At 59.6% G+C, this 23,984-nt stretch carries 13 protein-coding genes, 1 rRNA gene and 2 pseudogenes; 5 read left to right on the top strand and 11 right to left on the bottom strand.

Annotated elements, in window-relative coordinates:
• The first annotated feature begins 186 nt into the window (after window positions 1–186).
• Window positions 187–302, top strand: a 5S ribosomal RNA gene (gene rrf, locus EJA71_RS18755).
• A gap of 71 nt (window positions 303–373) precedes the next feature.
• Here the strand turns inward: rrf and EJA71_RS18750 are convergent.
• The 4 genes from EJA71_RS18750 to EJA71_RS18735 form a co-directional block, all read right to left on the bottom strand.
• Window positions 374–1,552 carry a PepSY domain-containing protein gene (locus EJA71_RS18750; RefSeq protein ID WP_158959139.1) on the bottom strand — a complete coding sequence of 393 codons (1,179 nt, stop codon included), beginning with the start codon at window positions 1,550–1,552 and terminating at the stop codon, window positions 374–376.
• A gap of 78 nt (window positions 1,553–1,630) precedes the next feature.
• On the bottom strand, window positions 1,631–4,135 hold the full coding sequence (locus EJA71_RS18745; protein WP_158959138.1) for a TonB-dependent siderophore receptor: 2,505 nt from the start codon (window positions 4,133–4,135) through the stop codon (window positions 1,631–1,633).
• 88 nt (window positions 4,136–4,223) lie between these two features.
• Window positions 4,224–5,225 carry a FecR domain-containing protein gene (locus tag EJA71_RS18740; RefSeq protein ID WP_158959137.1) on the bottom strand — a complete coding sequence of 334 codons (1,002 nt, stop codon included), beginning with the start codon at window positions 5,223–5,225 and terminating at the stop codon, window positions 4,224–4,226.
• The gene (locus EJA71_RS18735; RefSeq protein ID WP_158959136.1) at window positions 5,225–5,725 is read right to left on the bottom strand and encodes a sigma-70 family RNA polymerase sigma factor; all 501 of its coding nucleotides are present in this window, start codon (window positions 5,723–5,725) and stop codon (window positions 5,225–5,227) included. The genes EJA71_RS18740 and EJA71_RS18735 overlap by 1 nt, the downstream gene beginning before the upstream one ends.
• 304 nt (window positions 5,726–6,029) lie before the next feature.
• On the opposite strand from EJA71_RS18735, the pseudogene EJA71_RS27870 reads away from it, so the two are divergent.
• Both EJA71_RS27870 and EJA71_RS27865 read left to right on the top strand, forming a co-directional pair.
• Window positions 6,030–7,055 (top strand): annotated as a pseudogene (locus tag EJA71_RS27870) (cache domain-containing protein); the annotation flags it as partial.
• 69 nt (window positions 7,056–7,124) lie between these two features.
• Window positions 7,125–7,910, top strand: a complete 786-nt coding sequence (locus EJA71_RS27865) for a methyl-accepting chemotaxis protein (protein WP_371925705.1) — start codon at window positions 7,125–7,127, stop codon at window positions 7,908–7,910.
• A 141-nt stretch (window positions 7,911–8,051) separates the two neighbouring features.
• On the opposite strand, the gene EJA71_RS18725 is transcribed toward EJA71_RS27865, so the two are convergent.
• The 5 genes from EJA71_RS18725 to EJA71_RS18705 all read right to left on the bottom strand — a co-directional run bounded on the left by EJA71_RS18725 (window position 8,052) and on the right by EJA71_RS18705 (window position 15,126).
• On the bottom strand, window positions 8,052–8,519 hold the full coding sequence (locus EJA71_RS18725) for an SRPBCC family protein (protein ID WP_158959134.1): 468 nt from the start codon (window positions 8,517–8,519) through the stop codon (window positions 8,052–8,054).
• Window positions 8,520–8,541: 22 nt separating this feature from the next.
• Window positions 8,542–11,934, bottom strand: a complete 3,393-nt coding sequence (locus EJA71_RS18720; RefSeq protein WP_158959133.1) for a non-ribosomal peptide synthetase — start codon at window positions 11,932–11,934, stop codon at window positions 8,542–8,544.
• Window positions 11,935–11,944: 10 nt separating this feature from the next.
• A complete protein-coding gene (locus EJA71_RS18715) occupies window positions 11,945–12,874 on the bottom strand; it encodes a diiron oxygenase (RefSeq protein ID WP_158959132.1) in 930 nt (309 codons plus the stop codon).
• Window positions 12,871–13,644, bottom strand: coding sequence for a DUF3050 domain-containing protein (locus EJA71_RS18710; RefSeq protein WP_371925704.1), 774 nt, complete (start codon window positions 13,642–13,644; stop codon window positions 12,871–12,873). The genes EJA71_RS18715 and EJA71_RS18710 overlap by 4 nt, the downstream gene beginning before the upstream one ends.
• 771 nt (window positions 13,645–14,415) lie before the next feature.
• The gene (locus tag EJA71_RS18705) at window positions 14,416–15,126 is read right to left on the bottom strand and encodes a GntR family transcriptional regulator (RefSeq protein WP_158959130.1); all 711 of its coding nucleotides are present in this window, start codon (window positions 15,124–15,126) and stop codon (window positions 14,416–14,418) included.
• A gap of 197 nt (window positions 15,127–15,323) precedes the next feature.
• Between EJA71_RS18705 and lapG the strand changes: the two genes are divergently transcribed.
• Both lapG and lapD read left to right on the top strand, forming a co-directional pair.
• Window positions 15,324–16,016 (top strand): cysteine protease LapG, encoded by a 693-nt coding sequence (gene lapG / locus EJA71_RS18700; RefSeq protein ID WP_158959129.1) that lies wholly within the window; start codon window positions 15,324–15,326, stop codon window positions 16,014–16,016.
• A gap of 14 nt (window positions 16,017–16,030) precedes the next feature.
• Window positions 16,031–17,977 carry a cyclic di-GMP receptor LapD gene (gene lapD / locus EJA71_RS18695; protein WP_158959128.1) on the top strand — a complete coding sequence of 649 codons (1,947 nt, stop codon included), beginning with the start codon at window positions 16,031–16,033 and terminating at the stop codon, window positions 17,975–17,977.
• 141 nt (window positions 17,978–18,118) lie between these two features.
• Here lapD and EJA71_RS18690 read toward each other — a convergent pair whose 3' ends face one another.
• Both EJA71_RS18690 and EJA71_RS18685 read right to left on the bottom strand, forming a co-directional pair.
• On the bottom strand, window positions 18,119–18,457 hold the full coding sequence (locus EJA71_RS18690) for a hypothetical protein (RefSeq protein WP_038369138.1): 339 nt from the start codon (window positions 18,455–18,457) through the stop codon (window positions 18,119–18,121).
• Between the two features lie 149 nt (window positions 18,458–18,606).
• A pseudogene (locus EJA71_RS18685) lies at window positions 18,607–23,984 on the bottom strand (LapA family giant adhesin); the annotation flags it as partial.

Raw genomic sequence — 23,984 nt, 5'->3', positions numbered from 1 at the left:
CATCCCGAACTCAGCAGTGAAACGATGCATCGCCGATGGTAGTGTGGGGTTTCCCCATGTGAGAGTAGGTCATCGTCAAGATTAAATTCCGAAACCCCAATTGCGAAAGCAGTTGGGGTTTTGTTTTAGTAGAAACATCCGTTTTTGCTGGCTTGTTACCGTGTTGACGGGCCAGATACAGAATTTCTTGACGACCATAGAGCGTTGGAACCACCTGATCCCATCCCGAACTCAGTAGTGAAACGATGCATCGCCAATGGTAGTGTGGGGTTTCCCCATGTGAGAGTAGGTCATCGTCAAGATTGAATTCCGAAACCCCTGTCTGTTAACGCAGACAGGGGTTTTGTCATTTCAGCGCCTGTAAAACCAGCCATCAAATCCCTTTACGTGCCTTGCTGCTGCGTCGTGCATGCCATTTGCGCCACCAGATATAGACGCCGGTCCCCGACAACCCCGCAATCAAAAGACCTAGTACCGCGATCATCACCTGCCCGGTGACCCCAATGATCCGTCCACCATGTATTGGTAACTGCAACCGATAAAACTGCTCTCCCAGCGTCCCCTGTCCTGCGATCTCCTGCCCTAACAATCTTCCATCCGTACCATGAAAGAACAACCAGGATTTGCCATGAGCATCTGTGTCGTGTTGGCCAAACCCTGCACCGTAGAAGTTGTACTCAAAGCTGTAATACATCTCCCCGATCGCTGCGGTCAGTCCTAACCGTTTCCCCTCCTGTAGTGCCCTTTCATACGCTTGCTGGTAACTCAACTGCGTCACCCCAAGATCATCATCAGGCATTCGTCCTCGAGCCTCATAGACGCTAGGTTCAATCGGGGAAAACAGCGATACCGCTGGTTTGAACACCTGACTCGGCAAGTTCATCGCCACACTGCTGACAGCGATTGGCAGCAGCAACAGCCACAACCACAATCCCCCCGCACGATGCAGGTCGAAGTTCAGCCGATACGCATGCCCACCCTTGATCTTCCAGGCCGTCGACCACTTCTTCCAGAACGGCTTGCCACGCGGCAACGTCAGCCACAGAGCGATGAAACAATCGATCACCCAGGCGATGGCCACCAAGCCCATCAACCACAACCCCCAGTTGCCCGGCAATGTCAGGTTGTAGTGGAACTCGAGGATAAACGGGACAAAGTTTTCCCGCTGAAAACAACATTCCCCCCAGTAACGCTGCCCTTTCTGTTCAGCGTTCACCGGGTCCAGATAAAACACCTGATTACGTTCAGCAAACGGCTTGCCCGTTGCCGGATCATTGCGCGGCACGGCTGCCAGCATCGCCGTATGCCCCGCCTCATGCGGGTACTCCATGTACCAGACCTGCAGCCTTGGATGGGCAGCTTGCAGCGCATCCACCAACTCGCCCGGCGGCAGCCGCGAACCTTGCGCAGACGCTGAATAGAACTGCGGATTCAACCATTCATCCAGCTCATGGTTAAACGCCAGAATGCTCCCGGTAACACCAGCAAGCAGCAGAAACACCGCCGTGGCCAAGCCGATATAGCGATGCAATAAAACCAGAAACGCACGCATGAAAATTTCCCCACAGAAACGACAAAGCCAGTCCCTGAAATATCAGGGGCTGGCTTTTTTATGCACAGGACAAAAGGTTTAGAACTGGTAGCTGACGGTCGCCGCGACGTTGCGCTCTTCGCCCATGTAGCAAAAATTCAGACTCGCGCAGGAAGCGACGTAGGATTCATTGGTCAGGTTGTTCGCGTTCAGGCGTACGTCAACGCCCTTCAACCCGACCTTGCCCAAGTCATAACCAATCGAGGCGTCGAACAGGGTGTACGACGGCACCTTCAGAGTGTTCTCCGCATCCGCCCAGCTGTATCCGACATACCGCACGCCACCGCCCAGACGCAGGCCATCGAGCGCCGCACTGTCGAACTTGTAGTCGGCCCACAACGACGCCATGTGGCGCGGTGCCTGCGTCGGCGAGTTGCCCTTGTTCTCGATCACAGCGGTCGGTGTGCTCAACGTGCTGACCATCGACTTCGAATACTCGATGTCGGTGAAGGTGTAGCTGCCGAGGACTTTAAGGTTGTCGGTCAGTTGCATGTGCGCTTCCAACTCCAGACCTTGCGAGCGGACAGCGCCTACAGCGCGATAGAAGTTTTCCTGCGGCAGCTTGGTCGCCAGGTTTTCCTGATCAATGCGGAACAGCGATGCGGTGAACAGGTTGTCCGTGCCCGGTGGCTGATACTTCAAACCGACTTCCCATTGGGTACCGTCGGTAGGTGCCAGCGGATTACCGGCGCTGTCGGCATAGGAATTCGGGTTAAACGATTCCGAGTAGCTGACATACGGCGCGAGACCGTTATCAAAAAGGTACAGCGCGCCAGCACGGCCAGTGAGCTTGGTGCGGCGGTCGTTGATCTCTGTCCCCTCTGGTCGCCCTGCTTCGGCGATGCGGTTTTCATCGGAGGTCTCGACCCAGTCTTGGCGCAGGCCTAGCGAAAAGCGCCATTTGTCCATTTCGATCAGGTCTTGCAGGTAAACCCCGGTCTGCTCCAGGCGTCGCAGATAGCTGGTGTCTCCGTACATATCGATCGCCGAGTTGCCGTACACAGGGTTGAACGCGTTGATCGGCGCGAGCCCGCCACTGGTCCAGTCGACCACGGTTTTGCGCCGCTGATAATCCGCGCCCATCAACACCGTGTGTTTGGTCGCACCCGTGAAGAATTCAGCCTGAAGCATGTTGTCGACGATGAATGCATGCAGACGCTCGTCACCGCCTGTGTAATAACGGTTCAGCTCGTTGCTGGTTGGCGTGGTCCAGCCATAGGCGTAGACCTGATCCATATTCACTTTGGAATCGAGGTAGCGGAAGTTCTGCCGTGCTGTGAAGACATCGTTGAAACGATGCTCAAACTGATAACCGAACGACTGCTGATCACGCGAGTAACCGTCGATCCCCGGCTCGCCTTCGAAGAAATGCGGGGAGATGCGGTTGCCATTGCGCTGATGAATCGTGCCATCGGCCGGCACGCCGCCGTGGTAGCCACCGTCGGGATCGTGTTGCAGATAAGCCTGCAAAGTCAGCGATGTGTCTTCAGTGAAATCGATACTCAGCGTCGGTGCCAGGGCGAAGCGCTTTTCCTTGTTGTGGTCGAATTGCGTGTCGGACTGATCGGTTAACCCGGTCAGACGATAGGCAATGCGTTTGTCGTCATCGACCGGACCGCTGAAGTCAAAACCGACCCCACGCTGACCCTGCGTGCCGACCGTGGCTTGCACTTGATGGTAAGCCTCGTACAAAGGTTTTTTGCTGGTCAGCGCCACCAGACCGCCCGGTGAACTGCGGCCGTACAGTACCGACGATGGGCCTTTGAGAATGTCCACACGCTCGAGGAAATATGGATCGACCTGCATGGTGCTGTAGGTGCCGCTGTCGCCCATCGACTTGAGGCCGTCGAGGTAGATGTTGTCCACCGAGCCGTCGTTGAAGCCGCGCATCGCCACGTAGTCATAGCGATGAGTCGCGCCGTACGGGTTGGTCAGCACACCGGGGGTGTAGCGCATTGCTTGCGAGACCGTCTGCGAGCCTTGGTCGTCCATTTGCTCGCGCGTGACCACAGACACACTTTGTGAGGTTTCCAGCAGCGCGGTACTGGTTTTGGTGGCGATCTGGCTGTGGGTGGCGTTGTAGCCATCCATGCTGCCCAGTGCGTTGCCGAGGGCGAAGCCTTTGATGTCGGTGGTCGGCAGGGCCAGCGCTTCGCTTTCTGCGATCGGCCGCAGGGTGTAGCTGCTGCCATCCTGACTGACCGCTTCGAGCCCGGAGCCGCCGAGCAAGTGGCTCAGCGCCTGATCAGTCGAATACTCACCCTGTACGCCCGGCGATTGCCGTCCCTGAGTTTGTTGTGGAGTCATCGCCAAGGTGATGCCGGCCTGACGGGCGAATTGATTCAGCGCCTCACCCAACGGTCCCGCGGCGATGTTGTAACGTTGGGCGGCCTCACTGTTTACGGTGCCGGCGGCGACGCTCAGGTTCGGCAATACGGCCACGCCGAGCGCGGTCGATAACAGCGCCGCTCTAATGGCATGGCGCAACAGGCGCGATTCGCAGGTGAATTTCGGAGAGTTCTTACAGGTGGCGCGGACAGTCATTGTAGGTTTCCGTAGGAAGTCGCAAACGCTTGAGTTGAAGTGCTTACTGACTAAGCCGGACTGTCTGCAAAAACCCGCCAAAATAATTTCAGACGACACGTTCCAGGGTCACCCACCAGCGGGTGCGATAGCGCAATTGCACCGGCAAGGTCTGCGGCAGAATCGCCAGGAGCTTGTCGGTGTCTTCTAGGCGGAACACACCGGACAGGCGCAAGTCGGAAATGTCCGAAGCGCAGGTCAGAAAGCCCTGACGATAGCGTCCGACTTCGCTGAGGAAATCACCGAGGCGCATATTGCGTGTGACGATCAAGCCATCGACCCACGCGCCGGCATCCATATCCAGTGCAGGCGCCACGCGAACCTGATGGTGGTCGATGAGATAACTCTGCCCGGCCAGCGCTTCAATCATCGAACCAGCGGAATGAATGGCCACACGCCCACTGGTGACGCTGAGCCGCGTGCAATCGTGGTCCTGGCGCAGGATGAACCGCGCATCTTGCGGCTCGTAAGTGCCGTGGCGACTCTGCACGCGCAACGGTCGTTCGAAAGCCCCGCCTTCATCAGCGCCGCCACAGGTGACAATGATCTCGCCACGGGTCAGTTGGATCAGCCGCTGCTGCGCGGTGTAATCCAGTTCCACGGCGCTGGCGGTGTTGAGTTCGATACGGGTGCCGTCCGGTAGCTGGAAGCCGCGACGCTCGCCGGTGGCCGTGGCGTAATCGGCGCGCCACTGCTGCCACGCAGCGGTGTCCTTGGCCAGCCATGCGGCGGAGCCCATCAGCAATGCGCCGGACAACAGTTTCAACGCCTGTCGCCGACCCAAACCCTGTGCGCCGTTTTCCAGCGTGTTGAACGCCACTTGTGCACCGGGCACCGCGCGCAGGTTACTGCTCAACTCGGCTTGCAGTGACTGCACCCGTTGCCAGGCCAACTCATGTTCATGGTGCTCGGCGCGCCATTGCTCGCATTGGCGGTTCAGCCGCGCATTGCCATGGTTGTTGCGCAAGCGCAGCAGCCAGTGAATGGCTTGCTTGACCACTTGCTGCTGCGGCTCGCCGCGACGTCCGAGAGAAACGTTATCCACAGGCATCAGCTTGCGTACCGCAGCACGTAGCAGTGATACAGCGCATCGGCGACGTAGCGTTCCACCGAGCGCAGCGACAAACCCATCTGTTCGGCGATCTGTTTGTGGGTCAAACCTTCGCACTGCGCCAGGAGAAACGCCTGACGTACTTTCGGCTTCAATCCTTCAAGCATGCGCGCGATGCTTTCCAGCAGCTCGATCACCAGTGCCCTGGCTTCGGCACTCGGCGTTTCAGCTTCGGGTAGATGTGCGATGGTCTCCAGATAGGCGCGTTCGATTTCCTCGCGACGCCAATGATCAATCACCAGACCACGAGCGACGGTGCGCAGGAAGGCACGGGGTGCCTTGAGTTCCAGGCGTTCGGTGCGTTGTAGCAGGCGCACGAAGGTGTCCTGGGCGAGGTCTGCGGCATCCGCTGCATTGCCCAGCCGCGCGCGCAGCCAAGCGTTGAGCCAGCCGTGATGACTACTGTAAAGCGCCTGTACAGCAAGCTCAGGTGAGGACATGAACGCGAACGTCACAAATGATAATTACTCGCATTGTCATCAAGGGTTACAGATTTTGCAACTGCCGCATATACAACCGTCATAAAAAATCCTGCGCCGAGCGCTCTGGCGCACCGTTCGGCGGGAATCGGTCAAGAGTGTCATCCATTTCCTGCATAACCCTAAGATTTCTCCCACGCGTGCCGACAGACTGGTGAGACATGCGTGCACCAAAGTAGAGCGGCCAGAAGAACGCCGCCTGCGCTGTACATGGAATGTTGCATTCGGAACGCATCCCCACTTTTGGCATAAGAAGTCCCATGAAATGAATCTCAAGTTCAGCCATAAAATTCTGTTGGCCGCCTCGGGCGTCGTGGTCCTGGCGTTCGCGCTGTTCACCCTCTACAACGACTATCTGCAGCGAAACACCATTCGCCAGAACCTCCAGTCCTCCGTGCAGCAGGCCGGTGATCTGACCGCCAGCAGCGTGCAGAACTGGATGAGCGGGCGGATTCTGGTGCTGGAGAACCTCGCGCAGAACGTCGCCCATCAGGGCAAGGACGCCGATTTCCCGGGCCTGGTCGATCAACCTGCTTTCACCTCGAACTTCCAGTTCACCTATGTCGGTCAGGCCAACGGTGTGTTCACCCAGCGCCCTGACGCGAAGATGCCGGACGGTTACGATCCGCGTCAGCGCCCTTGGTACAAGCAAGCCGTCGCCGCCGACAAAACCATGCTGACACCGCCATACATGGCGGCCGTCGGTGGCTTGGTGGTGACCATCGCCATGCCGGTGAAAAAGAACGGCGAGCTGCTTGGCGTAGTCGGTGGTGACCTGAGTCTGGAAACCCTGGTGAAGATCATCAACTCGGTGGACTTCGGTGGCCTCGGCCATGCGTTCCTGGTCAGCGCTGACGGTCAGGTGATCGTCAGCCCGGACAAAGATCAGGTGATGAAGAACCTCAAGGACATCTACCCGAACACCAGCGTGCGCATCGAGAAAGGCAACCAGAATGTCGTGCTCAACGGTCAGGAACGCATTCTGTCGTTCACCCCGGTCAGCGATCTGCCGAATGCGCAGTGGTACATCGGTCTGTCGATCGATCGCGACAAAGCCTACGCTGCCCTCAGCCAATTCCGCACCTCGGCACTGATCGCGATGTTCGTCGCTGTCGGCGCGATTGCCCTGCTGCTGAGCCTGCTGATCAACGTGCTGATGCGTCCGCTGACCACCATGGGCCGCGCGATGAAAGACATCGCTCAGGGCGAAGGTGATCTGACCCGTCGTCTGGTGGTTGAGAGCAAAGACGAGTTCGGCGAGCTGGGCAGTGCGTTCAACCAGTTCGTTGAGCGAATTCATGCGTCGATTTCCGAAGTGTCCTCGGCGACTCGCCATGTACATGACCTGTCGCAACGGGTGATGGCGTCGTCCAACGCCTCGATCGTCGGCTCTGACGAGCAAAGCGCGCGCACCAACAGTGTCGCTGCGGCGATCAACGAGTTGGGCGCTGCCACGCAGGAAATCGCCCGCAACGCCGCCGATGCTTCGCAGCACGCCAGTGGCGCGAGCGAGCAGGCCGATGACGGTCGTCAGGTAGTTGAGCAGACCATCCAGGCGATGACCGAGCTGTCGCAGAAGATCAGCCTGTCGTGCACGCAGATCGAAACCCTGAATGCCAGCACCGACAACATCGGCCACATCCTCGATGTGATCAAAGGCATCTCGCAGCAGACCAACCTGTTGGCACTGAACGCGGCGATTGAAGCGGCGCGTGCCGGTGAAGCGGGTCGCGGTTTTGCCGTAGTGGCGGACGAGGTGCGCAACCTTGCCCATCGCACCCAGGAATCGGCGGAAGAGATTCACAAAATGATCACGTCGCTGCAAGTCGGTTCACGTGAAGCAGTGAGCACGATGAATGCCAGTCAGGCGTCCAGCGAGCAGAGCGTGGAAGTGGCCAATCAGGCCGGTTTGCGTCTGGTCAGCGTGACCCAGCGCATCGGCGAAATCGATGGCATGAACCAGTCGGTGGCCGCCGCGACCGAAGAGCAGACCGCCGTGGTGGAAACCCTCAACGTCGACGTTAACCAGATCAATATGCTGAACCAGCAGAGCGTGGCCAACCTCAATGAAACGTTGAAGGATTGTGATGCGTTGTCGCAACAGGCTAATCGTCTGAAGCAATTGGTCGACAGCTTCAAAATCTGACCTCAAGTCAGACCGCGTTATCGTTCATCGCGAGCAGGCTCACTCCTACAAATTAACCGGGTTCCATCTGAAGGAACCCGATCAACTGTAGGAGTGAGCCTGCTCGCGATAGCGGTCTAGAACTCACCGCCAAGCTCAGGTTTAAACAAACAGCTTCAGCACATTCCCCATCCCATCATCCGCAAACCCCTGCACAAAATCCTTGAACCCCGGCAGCGCTTCCTCACCACCGGAAGCAGGCTCGGCAATGATCGTCCACGTCGCCCGGGATTTGCCTGCGCCCAACGATTGCACATCCATCGCCGCCCACAGATTCGCCACGCCCAACGTGTTGTAAATCGTTGTCCAGGTCATGCTGCGCGCCTGCTCATCGCGGGAGTTGAGTTGCTCGACCACCACGTTGCCATCCTTGAAGAACTTCTTGCGCAATGAGGACACGCCCTCACCGGTCATTTCGATGTGCGACAGCGCCGGAATGAAGCGGTCGAAACTGCCGAAGTTGCCGACCACTGCCCAGACTTGCGCCGCGTCCGCCGGCACTTCTACCGACGAAACGACGTGGCAGCCTTGCGGGTTTTTGATCAGGGTGTCGGGTTGCAGAGTGCTCATGGTGTTGCTCCTTGTTGTTGAGTCAGATGAAGTTGATTTCTTTCAGGTAGTCGCAGCCACGACGCAGCAGCGCCGCAGATTTCTGCGGGTAGTGCGCGCCCATTTGCTGCACGCCGGCCTGGGCGTTGGCATGACCGATCAGGGAGATATCGCCGATGTCTTCCTCGAAGCCGTTGAGGTAGAAACCGAGCACGCCGAACAGCGCGTTATCGGCATCGACACGTCCGAGTTGCTGCTGCCAGTCGGCGACGCTGACCAGCGAGAACTCGCTGCCGGTTTCGCGGAAGGAAGCGACGTAGGCGTCCCAACTCAATGGCTCGGGGTTGTGCAGATTGAACACCGCTCGGTCGGGCGAATAACGGCTGGCGTGGAAGGCGATAAACCGCGCAAGAAAGTCCACCGGCATCAGGTCGAAATTCAGCGTGAAGGCCGGGACCTGTCCTAGCTGGATCGAGCCTTTGAGCATCAGCATCAAGCGGTTTTTGTGCGGCTGACACACGCCGCTCAAACTGTTGAAACTGATGTTGCCGGGGCGATACAGATTGACCCGCACGCCACGCTCACGAGCCCGCTCCAGAATGCGCTCGCCAACCCATTTCGACAGGTTGTAGCCGTTGCGGATGTAGATCGGCGGAGTCGGCGCGGCGGGCAACTCCAGCACCCGGCCGTCGGCATCGACCGTGCTGGAAGCCGACAGTGTCGAAACAAAATTGAAGACCTTTTTGCTTTGCCCTTCGCACAGGCGCAGCAGGGCGAAAATCGGCTCGACGTTGTCCGCTGCCAGTGACTCGTAATCGAGCACGTGATTGACGTTCGCGGCGTTGTGCACCAGTGCGCCGAACTCGCGATCCAGACGTTGATAATCGTCGTCGTTCAAGCCCAGCTGCGGGCGCGAAATATCCGCCGCATAAACCCGCACCCGACTCAAATCCAGATGCTCCAGACGGTTCTCGCGCAGTGACTCGGCAAAGCGCTGCGCCGCCGTTTGCCCGCCGCCATCACGTACCAGACACGCGACTTCGCTGGCGCCCCAACCGAGCAATGCCTCGACGATGTGCACACCGACAAAACTGTTGGCGCCGGTGACGATGACCTTGTGCACATCACCCATGCGACTGATCGGCAGCGGTTCGATGTCCAGCGCACGCTCGGCGTCGGCCATGGCTTGAGCGCTGAGCACGGCGCTGTCATCAGTACCGCGCACCAACGTTGCGAGCTTGATGATGGTCGGCAGTTCGATGAAGCGGTTGATCGAAATGCTGCGGCCAAATTCCTCGCGCAAACGCAGGAGCATCCGCGACAGCAGAATCGAATGGCCACCGAGATTGAAGAAGCTTTCGTCGGTGGAAATGTCGCTGCCCGGCAGCTCCAGCAACTCGGCCCAGATTTCCAGCAGCAGCGCTTCGTCAGGGTTTGCCGGCAGGCATTTCGGGCCGTTGTCCTGCACGCTCACCGGCAATTCCAGTAGTGCCTTGCGGTCGACCTTGCCGTTGCTGGCGAACGGCATGCTTGCCAGTTCGGTCCATGCCACGGGTTGCATGTAGTCCGGCAAAAACTGCCGGGCGTGAGCCTTCAGGGCATCGCGGGCGGTAGCCGATTGTGGTTGGGCGAGGAACGCCAGAATCCGCCGCTGACTGTCGATCACCACGGCGATCTGACGGTACAACTGGCTCTCACGCAGGCAGCGTTCAATCTCTTCCGGTTCGACCCGAAAACCACGAATCTTCACCTGATTGTCGCGCCGTCCGCACAGCTCGATTCCCTGCTCGCCCCACTTGGCCATGTCGCCGCTGCGGTAGGCGCGCAGCGCTTGGCCGTCGGGCAATTGCAGCGTCAGATAACGTTCGGCGGTCTGCTGTGGATTGTTCAGATAACCGAGGCAAACCCCCGGGCCGACGATGAACAACTCGCCCACGGTGTTCTCCGGCACCGGTTGCAAATCGTCGTCGAGAATCAGCACCTGGCTGTTGGCAATCGGCGCGCCGAGGCTGCGGTTGCTGTCACCCGGCTTGAGCTGACGCGCGGTGATCAGCACCGTGGCTTCGGTCGGGCCGTACAGGTTGTGCAGCGTGCCTTGGCGGGTCAGTTGCTCGATGACGAACGGCTCGCAGACATCGCCACCGGTCATCACTTGCACACCTTCCAGTTGTTCCAGCAGCAGGATGCTCAACAGCGCCGGCGGCAGGAACGCATGGCTCAGTTGCCGGCGGCGGATCAGCGCGACCAATTGCAGCGGATCGCGCCGTTGCGTGTCGTCGGGCACCACCAGTTCGGCGCCTGACAGTAAGGTCGGGAAGATATCGATCAACGATGAGTCGAAGCTCAACGAAGAAAACTGCAACACCCGACTCTCGGCGTGCAACTGCACGTACTCGGCGTACCACGCGGTGAAGTGCGCGAGGTTAGCCTGACTGAGCAACACACCTTTGGGATGGCCGGTGGTGCCCGAGGTGTAGAGCGCCATGCACGGCGCCTCAAGTTCGGGACGCTGGCGCATTAACGGCTGGCCGAGATCGGCTTCGGCGCTGTCGATGCGACTGACGTCGAGCCCGGCCATCGTTGCGCTGAGCGGATGCTCACCATCGTGCAGCAGCAACGAGGCGCCGGCGTTTTGCAGAATGTATTGCTGGCGCAGCAACGGATGACTCGGCTCCAGCGGCAAGTACACCGCACCGCTGCCGAGAATCGCCAGAATCGAAGCGAACAGCGCCGGACTTTTCGGCAGGCAGATACCGACCACCCACGGCTGCGGATGCTGCTCAAGTAATGGCAGCAAACGCTGTTGAATCGCCCGGCTGTGGGCGTGCAACTGGCCGTAGCTGATCGACTGCTCGGCGAGGTGCAGCGCCGGCCGCTCCGCGTGTTGAATCAAGCTCTGCTGCAAACGCTCGATGACGGGAGCCTGCGCCTGTTCCAGCAGCACCGCATTCGCCGTTTCATTGCGGCGATGGACGTAAGCCAGGCTGTCGAGAAACAGCAGGTTTTCCATCCGCTCGAAATGCGGGGCTTTCAACGATGCGGCCTGCTGAAAGTAATCCGCATCACGGGAGAAGCGGCTGACCAGCAGCGCCACTTCGTCAACGATATGCGTCAGCACCCGCTGACGCAGTGCCTGACCGTTGCCGGACGGTTCATCGCCAATCGGCACACGACTGATCAGTGATGAGCCGAGAAAGCACAGCAGATCGAGTGTCGGCAAACCCGTTGCGCTGTGCGCGCCGATGCCCAGGCGCAAATGCAGGTGCGGGATGGCGCAGCGATCGCCGGCGCCGAGGAAGCCATCGTCAATGATCAGATCCACCGTCGATGCACCCGCAGCACTGCGTTGCAATGAGTGACCGTGTTGTTCGAGTTCCTGCGCCAGCTCGGTCATGGCCTGGCTGGCGCCAATCAGCAAAATGTCGAGACGTTTCATGTCGGCCTCCTCAAACCAGGTAGTCGCGCAGGGCGTGCTGCACACACGGTGAGTCGAGCAGCGAGCTGTTGTGGAAGAACTTGACGATGTTGCCCACCAGCGGGTGATGGCGATTGATCGGGAAGGCCAGCCCGGCCATTTCATCCCTGAGCGAACGGCGTGTGGTCTCGCTGACCGGTAGCGCGTCGATCAGGCGCAGGTCGAAGGCTTTCTGGATGTCGTTGGTCAGGTAGTGGCCGATGAACACCGGCAGGATCTGCGCGATGGTTTCGCGATCATCGTCGTTTGCGGTGTGCCAATAGATGCGCACCATCCGCGCCCAGAAACTCGAGTGGCGACCTTCATCGAGCAAGTGGTCGGCCATCAGACCTTTGATCGACGGTTTGACCGTGTCGTCTCGGGCAAACGCGGCGACATCGCCGGTCACGGTGTTCTCTGCGATGGCCACGCAGATTAGCTCCACGGCACTGCGCAAGTGTTCCGGGGCCAACGCGACAGCAGCGGGAATCGCTCGGCTCAGCTCGATTTCCTCCGGCAACTGAATGGGTTGGATGCCGGTCATCGCCACGGTTTGCTGCATGAAATCCATCGCCACCAAGGCGTGGTAATCCTCATCGACCACCACGGTCATCGCGTCGTAACGACAGGCAAACGGGAAGGCCACGGCGAAGCGATTCTTGGCGATGCTGCGCGCGGTCTTGTCGACGATCTCGGTTTCGAAAATCACCACGTCGTTGATGAACTTGTACAGCGTCTGCACCAGGGCGAAATCCCGTTGTTGCGGGCATTCGCGCAGGAAGGTTTCGCTGAGCACCAGCGGTTGACGACTGAGCGGATAAATCAGTCGCGCATCGTCTTCCAACACCCGACGCGGACGGGTGCGGATGGTGGCGCGGCTTTCCCAGACGTCGGCAAAGGATTGATAGTCGGCGGCATTCATTGGGCCACCTCCGCCAACGATTCGCGCATGCTCAGGCGCAAGCCGTCCCACAAGGCGATGCGGCTTTCGACGGCGGCGATGGCGCTGGCGTAGACCTCGGCCTCACGCTGCGGGTCGCCATCGACCAGACGGTCGAGCAATTGCTCCGCCGCGGGGCCGTGATCTTCGGAGTCGACTTCGATGTGCCGCTCCAGGTAATAGCGAAAGGTCGGGGCCTGCTCGATGCCGATGCCCCAGTCATCGAGAATGCGCTGGAACATGGTCGGAATCACGCTCTCGCGACCATGCAGAAACGCCGCCGCAACGCTGTGTCCCGGGGCGTGCAGGGCAATGCGCAAGGTGTCGCGAACGAACTGCGCCGCTGCAGGTTCGATCTCGACGCTTTGCAGAGCCACGTCATAGCTCACGCCTTCCTGCTGCAGGGCTACAAAGCGTTCCACGGCTGTGGTGCTCGCGCCGATTTCGCGCATCGCATCCAGGTACAACTCGAAATGGCTGTAGTGGCCGTCGGTCAGGCGATCATCCGACTCCTCACCGAGCACGATTTCATTGATCAGCCGTGCGGCGTGCGGGTCACGCGGCGGCAGCCAGGGCAATCGCGTGCAGGTGAGTTCCTGCTGCAGGCGTTTGGTCAGCGACATGAAATCCCACACGGCGAAAACGTGGGTCTCCATGAATCGCTGCAAGACCGATAACGAACTGATTTCGGAAAAGATCGGATGAACACTCAGTTCAGCTTTTTTCAGGGCGAGTTGGTTCTTATTGGGCATCATGATGTCCTTTATCATTGATATGAAATGGAACGGCTTTTTCAACTACGCAATTGATGTGTTGGCAACTTGGCGATCTTCGGCCAACGAGCGATAGTCCATCATCTGCAGATGAATAAGCGTCAGGTTGCGTCTCAACGGTTGTGGCCTGGCCCCGCACCAATCCGCCGATACTGCGGGGGGATGGGGCGGGTGTGTTCCGCTTTGAAGTGAAAGTTCAAACTCGGCGAAGAAAAACTAATACAGCGCAACAGCAATTAACAAGTGTAATTTTGATTATTTTAAGTTGCCTGTTTTTGAAGTATGAGTGTGGCCGATAAAACTTTTTATATAAGTTTTATTTGGGCGTAGTTGCTCCTTTCGGCGAACAGCGGCCAAAATCGATCAATAAGAGTGAATGCCTCACTCGAAGCAACTTTCTAATAAAAGGAATTAATTGATTTATAGGGGCGGAAGTTGGCCGTGACCGGCGCCGTTGACTTCCTTTTTCCCCGTGACAAGGCTCCTTCCGTAGGTTCCTGGTGCGGGGACTGCGCCGGCGTTGCGACGCGTCGCCCGTTCTTTATTGGGTTGGCGGATCAAGAGTGCGGGTAAATTGCCATCCCGGCTATTACCGATTCGTCATTAATGCTGCAAATATCGGGCTGACGCGCGTGGGGGAGGTTAGAGCGCAAACGTCGACTTGCCAGCCTGTTGGCGGCATATCGAAAGGGAGGATTTGTAAGCAGGTGAGTCGCCGGGCAGCCTCGCAAGGCTGCCCGATGCGGCTATTCAGCGTGCGGCTTTACGGCTTTGCGCCGCCGGACTGGCGAGATAACGGGTGATGACCTCGACGCCACGGTTGAGGTGCTTGACCAGCAGTGCTACCGAGCCTTCGACATCCCGTGCCATCGCCGCTTGCAGCATGGCGCGGTGATCGTCCTGGGACAGATTGCCCAGGCCCATGGCTTCGAGATTGAAGCGCAGGAAGCGTTCTTCCTCGTTCAGCCCGTCCTCAACCAGTCGCAACAGACGCCGGTTAGGCGCTTTGCCGTACAGGGCCATGTGGAACAAGCGGTTGAGCCGACCAATTTCGGTGTAGTCGTGCTGATTGGCGAGTTGTTCGATACACACCGCAGCCTGGGCATGATCAGCAGCGGTCAGTAACGGAATCGACTGACGCAACGCTTCGGTTTCGAGGAGGATGCGTAACTCATAGGTTTCGCCGGCATCGCCCTGAATCAGCGGCGCGACCACCGCACCTTTGTGCGCGGTAACGCTGAGCAGGCCCTGCGCTTCCAGCTGACGCAAGGCTTCGCGCACAGGCATGCGGCTGACGCCGAACAGATCGGCCAGATCCTGCTGGCGCAATGCGGTGCCACACGGCAGCCGGCCATCGAGGATTGCCGCACGCAGGGTTTCTTCGATGATCGAGCGGGCGAGGTGCGCGGGAATTGGCCCATCGACTTTAATACTATGCAGCGGTTTGGGCTTCTGAGTCACGACTACGCACCCTGTATGTCGGTCTTATTTGGATCCAAATGACACTAGTGATTGCTCTACAGGTTGTCAAACCGTGTAGAACAAACTGGTTACATTTGCAGCTTAGCGTGCCAGTGATGATCTCACCGTGCCATTGTTTTTTACCGGGCTAAGCTTCACCATCAAACGCTTTCCTTCCTGCCCCCTGGAAACCTGCTGTGGCGGTACGTTTCGCGATCCCTCGGACACTGCGCTGGCTTGGCTGCGCACTGTTGCTGGCCGGCATGATGCTGGGCGGCCTGCATGCCGATTGGGATTTTTCCGCGATCAGCCGCAAAGCCACGGCACTTTACGGACCCTTGGGTGCCGGCCAGCAGCGGATCGATGCCTGGCAGAACCTGTTAGCCACGCAGAAACAAGTCAGCGAGATGGAAAAACTCAAAGTGGTGAACCTGTTTTTCAACAAACAGGTGCGCTACGTCGAAGACATCGATCTGTGGCACGAAGTCGATTACTGGGAAACGCCCATCGAGGCGCTCTGGAAAGGCGCCGGCGACTGCGAAGATTATGCAATCGCCAAGTATTTCAGCCTGCGCCACCTCGGGGTTTCCAGTGACAAGCTGCGCATCACCTACGTAAAAGCCTTGCGGCAGAACCGCGCGCACATGGTCCTGACTTACTATGCCACCCCCGATGCCATGCCGCTGGTGCTCGACAGCCTGATCGATCCGATCCAGCCGGCGTCCCAGCGAACCGATTTGCTGCCGGTCTACTCTTTCAATGCCGAAGGTCTGTATCTGCCGGGGGCCAAAGGCAATAAAAAGGTCGGTGACACCAAACGCCTGTCGCGCTGGCAGGATGTGTTGAAGAAAATGCAGGCCGAAGGTTTCCCGGTCGAGACGATTAACTAGGAGCATGCGCTCAGATGTCTTTGTTCAAACAGCTGTTGATCGCGATCTGTCTGTTCCTTGTGGTGGCCTTCACTGGCAGCTTCATGGTCAGCCTGGAGAGCTCGCGCACCCAGTACGTCAACCAGTTGCGCTCTCATGCGCAGGACGCGGCGACGGCACTGGCCTTGTCGCTGACGCCGAATATCGACGATCCGGCGATGGTTGAATTGCTGGTCAGCTCGATTTTCGACAGCGGTTATTACGCGAGCATCCGCGTGGTCGATCTGAAGACCGATCAGACCATCGTCGAGCGCAACGGCATTCCGGCCGTCACCAATGTGCCGGACTGGTTCGTCAAACTGATCGGGCTGGAACCGGCCGGTGGCGATGCGCTGGTCAGCCGTGGCTGGGAGCAGGCGGCGCGGGTCGAGGTGGTCAGCCACCCGATGTTCGCCGTGGCCAAGCTGTGGCAGAGCGCGTTGGGTAGCCTCGGCTGGTTGCTGATCTGTGGTGCGATCAGTGCAGTGCTCGGCGCGTTGCTGCTGCGCCGGCAATTGAAACCGCTGGATTACATGGTCAAGCAATCCCACGCCATCGCCCGGCGCGAATTCCTCAGCCTGCCGGATCTGCCGCGCACGCCTGAGTTGCGCCGCGTGGTGCAGGCGATGAATCAAATGGTCGAGAAGCTCAAGGCGCTGTTCCAAGAGCAGGCCGAGCGCAGTGAAAAACTGCGCGCCGAGTCGTATCAGGACAACCTCACCGGGTTGGCCAACCGCCGCTATTTCGAAATGCAGTTGAACAACCGCGTGAGCAACCCGGAGCAGGCCAGTTCCGGTTATCTGCTGTTGTTGCGGGTCAAGGATCTGGCCGGGCTCAACCAGCGTCTCGGCGGCCAGCGCACCGATGAACTGTTGAAAGCAGTCGGCGAGCAACTGTCGCGCGAATGCGCCAAATACCCGGAAACCCAGAACCTCGTCACGCGAATTCGCGGCGGTGAATTTGCCGTGCTGGCGCCAGGCCTGGTGCGTGAAGAAGCGCTGCAACTGGCGCAGAACCTCGACAGTGCATTGAGCAGTCTGCACGCCACGGGCGCGACCGATGTGGCCGCGGTGGCATCAATCGGCTTGGCGCCGTTTGCTCACGGCGATTCGCCACAGTCGGTGCTCAGCCTCGGTGATCAAGCGCTGGCGCAAGCCGAAGGGCAGGGTGAGCAGAATTGGGCGTGCATCGATCAGAGCCTGACGGCGGACGTTGGCGACGATCATCACGCCTGGCATCGCCTGCTGGATCAGGCGTTGAGTCAGCAGCGGTTCGAGCTGTATTTCCAACCGGTGGTGGCCGCCGCAGACACGCAACTGGTGCTGCATTACAAAGTCCTCTCGCGTCTGCTCGACGAACAGGGCCAGACCATTCCGGCCGGGCGCTTTCTGCCGTGGCTGGAGCGCTTCGGCTGGACCGCGCGCCTGGACCGCTTGATGCTCGAACGCGTGCTGGAGCAAATGAAAGAACACGAAGATTCACTGGCGCTGAATCTGTCCTCGGCGACCCTCGCCGATCCTCAGGCGCTGAACAAAGTCTTCGAGATTTTGCGTGCGCATTCCAACCTCGGCGCGCGTTTGACCCTGGAAATTGGTGAGGAGCAATTGCCCGAGCAGGCGGTGCTGGAACAGTTGACCCGACGCTTGCGCGAACTCGGGTTCTCCCTGAGCCTGCAGCGGTTTGGTGGGCGTTTCAGCATGATCGGCAACCTGGCGCGGCTGGGGCTGGCGTATCTGAAGATCGATGGCAGCTACATCCGCGCCATTGATCAGGAGAGCGACAAACGGCTGTTTATCGAAGCGATCCAGCGGGCGGCGCACAGCATTGATCTGCCGCTGATTGCCGAGCGGGTCGAGACCGAAGGGGAGTTGTCGGTGATCCGCGAGATGGGCTTGTATGGGGTTCAGGGGCAGTTGTTGGGTGAGCCCAAGCCTTGGGGATGATTCTTTGATCGTTCCCACGCTCTGCGTGGGAATGTAGCCCGTGACGCCGCGTCACAACGATGTTTGAGCGGTGTGGCTGGAACGCGGAGCGTCCCTTGATGCATTCCCACGCGGAGCGTGGGAACGATCAATAGAGGGAGATCAGATCAACCCGCCCTCATCCTCGTCGATCAACTGGCTCAGCCCGCCCAACGCCTCACGTGCCTGGGTCCGGTCCATCAATTTGGCCTGGGCCGCCGGTGGCAGGTCGGTGACGCGGATCACGCCTTTCTGGGTCAGCACCTGAATCAGGTCGTCGAGTACCCGAATCATTTCAAAGTCGCTCTGCTTGAGCTGTTTGAGGCTGTTTTCCACGGCTTCGTTGGCGTACCACGCCTGGATTTCGTGGTGATCGGCCGGCAGCGTTTCCGTGGCCTCGGCGTAGGCCGCAGCTTCCACGCGAATCAACTGGCCTTGCGCATCGCGTTGCACGTAAAACATTGAGCATCCCTCAGAAATGAACCAGCGTCATGCTGTCAGCAGCATAGCCAACTGCGCGCGAGTATGCGGGGCGGCGACGCAATCGTCACCGCTGCGCAAAGCACAAACGTGACGGCCGCCCCAGAAGGGCGGCCGTTTTTGTTCACGGATCAGCTGTTGTTGTGGTCGACCTTGATGGTCGGGTCGCTGCCGGCAATCAGGTTGTGAATGTTGGCGCTCGACCAGTTATTGCCTTCCAGTTTGATCGTCACGTCCGGGGTTGCCGCAGCGGCGTCGCCGGAGTTGAACTTGCCTGCCGAGCTGACTTGCAGCGACGACGTGCCATCGACCGTGGTGATCTTCAGGAAGTTGTCGATGGTGCTGCCGGTCTCGCCCTGCAGCAGATCGCGCAGGTCGATACGGTCACCTTCACTGGCCTTGAAGTCCTTGATCACGTCGTTTCCGGTGTCTCCAGACTTCCAGACAAAGGTGTCGGCACCCGAACCACCGATCAGGATGTCGTTGCCCTGACCGCCGATCAGCGTGTCGTTGCCGGTGCCGCCGAGGAGGATGTCATTGCCTTTGCCGCCGTCGAGCCAGTCGTTGCCGCCCGAGCCGAAGAGGATGTCATTGCCCGCGCCACCCAGCAGTGTGTCGTTGCCGTCATGCGCGCCGGATACATCGAACGCCTGATAGTGCTCGGTGATGTACTGGTGCACGTTACTTGTGGTGACTTTGCTGACGTCGACCCCGGTTTCCTTGGCCACGAACGCCTGCATCGCCTGATAACCCTCGCCGGCAATGCCGTTGAAGCTCACCAGGTCGCCGAACAGGATGTCGTTGCCGTCGCCACCGCTGACGGTGTCGTTGCCTGGCAGCGTGGCTTCGGTGTGGCCGATGATCGAGTTGGCCAGATCCTTCGGATCGATGTTGGTCTGCGGCGTTTTGTCCGAGTCGTAAGGCTTCAGATCGTTGAGACTGACGCCGCTGTTGAGGCCGATGGCTTCAACGTTCGACAGACCGCTGAGCAACGCGAAGCTGCTGGTCGAGTTGTCAGTGGTGGTCAAGCTGGTGCTGTTGCCGCTGCCCGCCAGAGCCGACAGCTCGTAAGTGCCGTCGCCCTGAGCGTGGATGGTGCCCAGGCTGCTCCAGTTCCAGCTGCCGTTTTTGTACGTCTGCAGGACTACGCTGCCGGCGCTGTTGATGCTCAGGTAGTGCGTGCTGTCGATGTAGGTGCTGAAGCTGTCGCCCAACTTGTAGTTGCTGGTCGTCACCACGCTGTCGAGTTTCACTTTGTCGTACAGCGTCGGATTGGTCTGCTCGCCGCTCTGGTAGTAGGTCGGCTGGCCGTCGGTGATGAAGTACGTAAGGTTCTTCGCACCGGTATTGGCCACGGCGTCGGCGCTCTGGAACCAGTTGGCCGTGGTCTTGAACACGTCCTCGTAGTTGGTGCCGCCGCCGGAGCTCATCGAATCCAGCACGGCTTTGAGCAGGGTCAGCGCGTTCGGGTCGTTGAGGTTCACCGACACCGACTTGTTGACCTGGGTATCGAAGTCCACCAGGAAGATGTTCACCGTGCCCGAGTTGCTGCCGCCCAGACTTTGCTTGAGGGTGTTGAACACCGCCGTCAGCGAGTCCTTGGCCGCGTTGATCGACGAGCTGCTCATACTGCCGGAGCTGTCGACCATGAATGCGATGTTGTAGTTGGTGCCCGGCACCACGGTCAGACCACCGATGTCGGCGACGATGATGTCGTTGCCATCGGTGCCGGTGACGGTATCATCGGCCGAGGTGGCGACAATGGCGTTGTAGACCGCCGGCACCACAGTGACCGGGATGGTCGCCGTGCTGCTCGCCGAACCGCCGACCATCTCGGTGGAGGTCGAGGTCACGGTCAGATTGAACTGGCCGTTGTAGTACGGCGGAGGCGTCACGGTCAGGCTGCCGAGGTTCCAGCCGGTGACGTTGGCGTCACCACTGCTGGCGGTGACGGTGAAGGTGTGACCCGCACCATCGCTGAGTACCGAGCCGACCGGCGCGCCGCTGATCTTCACGCTCAGGGTTTCCGAACCGTCGGTGTCGGTCAGCGCGGTGGTGACCGCCGACAGTTTCACCGTGGTGCCTTCGGCGCCGGTGTTGAGCTTGTAGCCGTCGTAATAGCCTTCGCCATTGGTGCCGTGCAGATCGGAAACGGTCACGCCCGAGTTCACCAGATCCTGCACGCCGGTGTAGAGCGGCACGCCGGCGCTGCTCAGGTCGATCGCTGTCCCGCCGTTGACCGACAGGTTGACGTCGTAGCTACCCGGGCCGCTCTGGTTATGGTGGTAGATGTCCAGGGTGTAGTAGCCGCTGGTGGTCGGGGTGAACGAACCGTTGAGGTTGCCGCCCGCGCCCCACGTGGTCGAGGCCACGTTCTTGCCGCCAATGGTCACCAACAGGCTGTCATCACCGACACCGCTGAAAGTGTAGGTCTTGCCGGCTTCCAGATAGATCAGGCCGGACGTCTTCGACGCGGTACCCGCCGTGACGCTACCGTCGGACTGAACGTTGTTCACATTAGTGCTGGAGTTCGGTTTGCCGCCAGCGTCGATGACGTTTTTCAGCGTGGTCGAATCCGCGCCGTTGCCGTTGGTGCCCAGGCCCGAGAGACCGGTCCAGACTTCCTTGATCAGCCCGGTGGACTTCACGCTGTTGTCAGCGACGCTCACGGTCGGCGCATCTGCCACTGGCGTGATGTCGATCTTCACGGTGCCGGTGTTGCCCAGCAGTTGGCCGTCGGTTGGCTGGAACTTGATCTGCGCGTAATCCGCCTGATTGTTGCCCAGACCGGTGCCGCCGTAACCATTCGCACCCGACTCGTTGGTATCCGGCAGGAAGCGCAGCTTGCCGGCGTCGATGTCGGCTTTGCTGAAGGTCTGGTTGTTGGCAACGTCTTTCCAGGTCGAGCCGTCCAGATACTGCAGTTTGCCTTCGCCCGGCAGTTGGGTGATTTTCACCCCGAGGCTGCTCGCCGGGCTGTCGACATCGCTCACACCGAAGGTCGACCAGCCGAGGATCAGCGGCGTGTCTTCGGTGCCGGTGACGTTGACCGGTGCTGCAACCGGCGCATCGTTGATCGCCACCACGTTGACCGTGGTGGTCGCGGTGTTGGAGTAGTTGCCGCCATCGGTCACCGTCACGGTGATGATGCGCGGCACGGTGCTCGGGTCGTCACTGCTGTTGGTGAAGCTGATGTTCTTGATCGCCTGCATGTAGTCGGCCAGTGTCGCGTTGCCCGACAAGGTCAGGGTCACGGTGCCGTTGGTGCTGTTGGCATTGATGGTGATGCCGTTGACGCTGTTGCCCAGGTTCAGCGCATCGCCGTCCTGGCGGTTGGTCAGCACTACGGTGGCGCCGGTCAGCATGGTGCTGTCCGGGTCGGTGATCTTGATATCGGTGTCGGCAATCGACACACCCGCGCCCGGCGTGTTCTCGGTGAACGTCACCTTGTAGTCGGCACCGGTGGCGCCGCTGGAGTTGTTGGCATCCAGGTCGATCACCGGCGGTGCATCGTTGTCGATGATCGAGGTGCTGACGCTGCCGTTGGTGGCGCTGACCGCGAGGTTCTCGAAGTTGCCACCGGTGGCCGAATCGATCTTGACCACGAAGTTCTCGGTGCCTTCGGTGATCTTGTCATCGATGGTGGCGACGTTGAACTGCGCGCTGCTCGCACCTGCCGGGATCTTCACGGTGTACACGCCGGTGAAGTCCGAACCGTCGGCGGCGGTGCCGCTGTAGACGATTTTCAGGGTCACTTCGGTTTGCGCCGGGTGGTTCAGGCTGACGGTGTAGCTGGCGGTCTGGCCTTCGGTCACCGAGGTGCTGCCGGTGATGCTGACGGTGGTGGTGTCGATGGTGTCGGTGACGCTCGTAACGGCTGGTGTATTGCTGGTCACCAGGTTCTCGAAGCCGCCGCCACTGGTGCCGGTGATGCTTGCCTGAACGTTGCCGGCGTCTTTGTAGACGTCGTCCGCTGGTGCGGCGACAGTCACGGTGCCGGTGGTTTCGCCAGCCTTGATGGTGATCACCGAGCCATTGCTCAGGGTCACGGTGACTGGCGAGCCAGCGGCGTTGGTCAAGGTTGCGGTGTACGTGATCAGGCCACCTTCAGCCACGGTGCCGGTTGCGGTTAGCGACAGGTTGGTGGTGTCGATGGTGTCGGTCACGGTGGTGCTGACCGGGGTTTTGTCGGCCGCGAGATTTTCGTAGTTGCCGCCAGTCACATTGGTGATCGAGTTGGTCAGCGGTGCATGGCCGGTCAACGCATCGTTAGGCGCGGTGGCGGTCGCAGTGCCGGTGGTTTTGCCGACTTCGATGGTGATGCTTTGGCCGTTGGCCAAGGTCACCACGACCGGCGAGCCGGTCACTGGAGCACCAACAGTCGCGGTGTAAACGACGTTGCCGCCTTCAGCCGCTGTAGCGGTTGCGGTCAGTTTCACCGTGGTGGTGTCGATGGTGTCGGTGACGCTGGTCACGGCTGGCGTGGTGCTAGTCACCAGATTTTCGAAGCTGCCACCAGTGGCGGTTTTGATGGTCGCCTGGACGTTGCCGGCGTCTTTGTAGACGTCGTCCACTGGTGCGGCGACAGACACGGTGCCGGTGGTTTCGCCAGCCTTGATGGTGATTACCGAGCCGTTGCTCAGGGTCACGGTGACTGGCGAACCTGCAGCGTTGGTCAGTGTCGCGGTGTAAACGATCGAACCACCCTCGGCCACAGAACCGGTCGCGGACAGCGACAGGTTGGTGGTGTCGACGGTGTCGGTGACATTGGTCGATACCGGAGTTTTGTCGGCGACCAGATTTTCGTAGTTGCCGCCAGTAACGCCGGTGATTGCATTGGTAATCGGGGCATGACCGGTCAGCGCATCGTTCGGCGCAATAGTGGTCGCGGTGCCGGTGGTTTTACCAACCTCGATGGTGATGTTCTGTCCGTTGGCCAAGGTCACCACAACCGGCGAACCGGTCACCGGAGCGCCGACCGTTGCGGTGTAAGTAACCGTGCCACCCTCGGCAGCGGTAGTGGTCGCTGTGAGTTTGACGGTAGTGGTATCGATGGTGTCAGTGACGCTGGTCACGGCGGGTGCAGTGCTGGTCACCAGGTTTTCGAAGCTGCCGCCGGTGGCGGTTTTGATCGTTGCCTGGACGTTGCCGGCGTCTTTGTAGACGTCGTCCGCTGGTGCGGCGACGGTCACAGTGCCGGTGGTTTCGCCAGCCTTGATGGTGATTACCGAGCCGTTGCTCAGGGTCACGGTCACTGGCGAGCCAGCGGCGTTGGTCAGTGTCGCGGTGTAAACGATCGAACCACCCTCGGGCACAGAACCGGTCGCGGACAGCGACAGGTTGGTGGTGTCGACGGTATCGGTGACTGTGGTCGAAACCGGGGTTTTGTCGGCGACCAGATTTTCGTAGTTGCCACCAGAAACGCCGGTGATCGCATTGGTAATCGGGGCATGACCGGTCAGCGCATCGTTCGGCGCAATAGTGGTCACGGTGCCGGTGGTTTTGCCGA

Source organism: Pseudomonas sp. PB106, assembly GCF_009764645.1.
Taxonomy (GTDB): Bacteria; Pseudomonadota; Gammaproteobacteria; order Pseudomonadales; family Pseudomonadaceae; genus Aquipseudomonas.
Note: the sequence above shows the minus strand (reverse complement) of the source record. Positions and strands in the feature narration are given on the sequence as shown.

Coding starts and splice junctions, on each gene's coding strand:
- EJA71_RS18750 (WP_158959139.1), bottom strand. CDS start 1,552: ATGCGTGCGTTTCTGGTTTTATTGCATCGCTATATCGGCTTGGCCACG.
- EJA71_RS18745 (WP_158959138.1), bottom strand. CDS start 4,135: ATGACTGTCCGCGCCACCTGTAAGAACTCTCCGAAATTCACCTGCGAA.
- EJA71_RS18740 (WP_158959137.1), bottom strand. CDS start 5,225: ATGCCTGTGGATAACGTTTCTCTCGGACGTCGCGGCGAGCCGCAGCAG.
- EJA71_RS18735 (WP_158959136.1), bottom strand. CDS start 5,725: ATGTCCTCACCTGAGCTTGCTGTACAGGCGCTTTACAGTAGTCATCAC.
- EJA71_RS27865 (WP_371925705.1), top strand. CDS start 7,125: ATGGCGTCGTCCAACGCCTCGATCGTCGGCTCTGACGAGCAAAGCGCG.
- EJA71_RS18725 (WP_158959134.1), bottom strand. CDS start 8,519: ATGAGCACTCTGCAACCCGACACCCTGATCAAAAACCCGCAAGGCTGC.
- EJA71_RS18720 (WP_158959133.1), bottom strand. CDS start 11,934: ATGAAACGTCTCGACATTTTGCTGATTGGCGCCAGCCAGGCCATGACC.
- EJA71_RS18715 (WP_158959132.1), bottom strand. CDS start 12,874: ATGAATGCCGCCGACTATCAATCCTTTGCCGACGTCTGGGAAAGCCGC.
- EJA71_RS18710 (WP_371925704.1), bottom strand. CDS start 13,644: ATGCCCAATAAGAACCAACTCGCCCTGAAAAAAGCTGAACTGAGTGTT.
- lapD (WP_158959128.1), top strand. CDS start 16,031: ATGTCTTTGTTCAAACAGCTGTTGATCGCGATCTGTCTGTTCCTTGTG.
- EJA71_RS18690 (WP_038369138.1), bottom strand. CDS start 18,457: ATGTTTTACGTGCAACGCGATGCGCAAGGCCAGTTGATTCGCGTGGAA.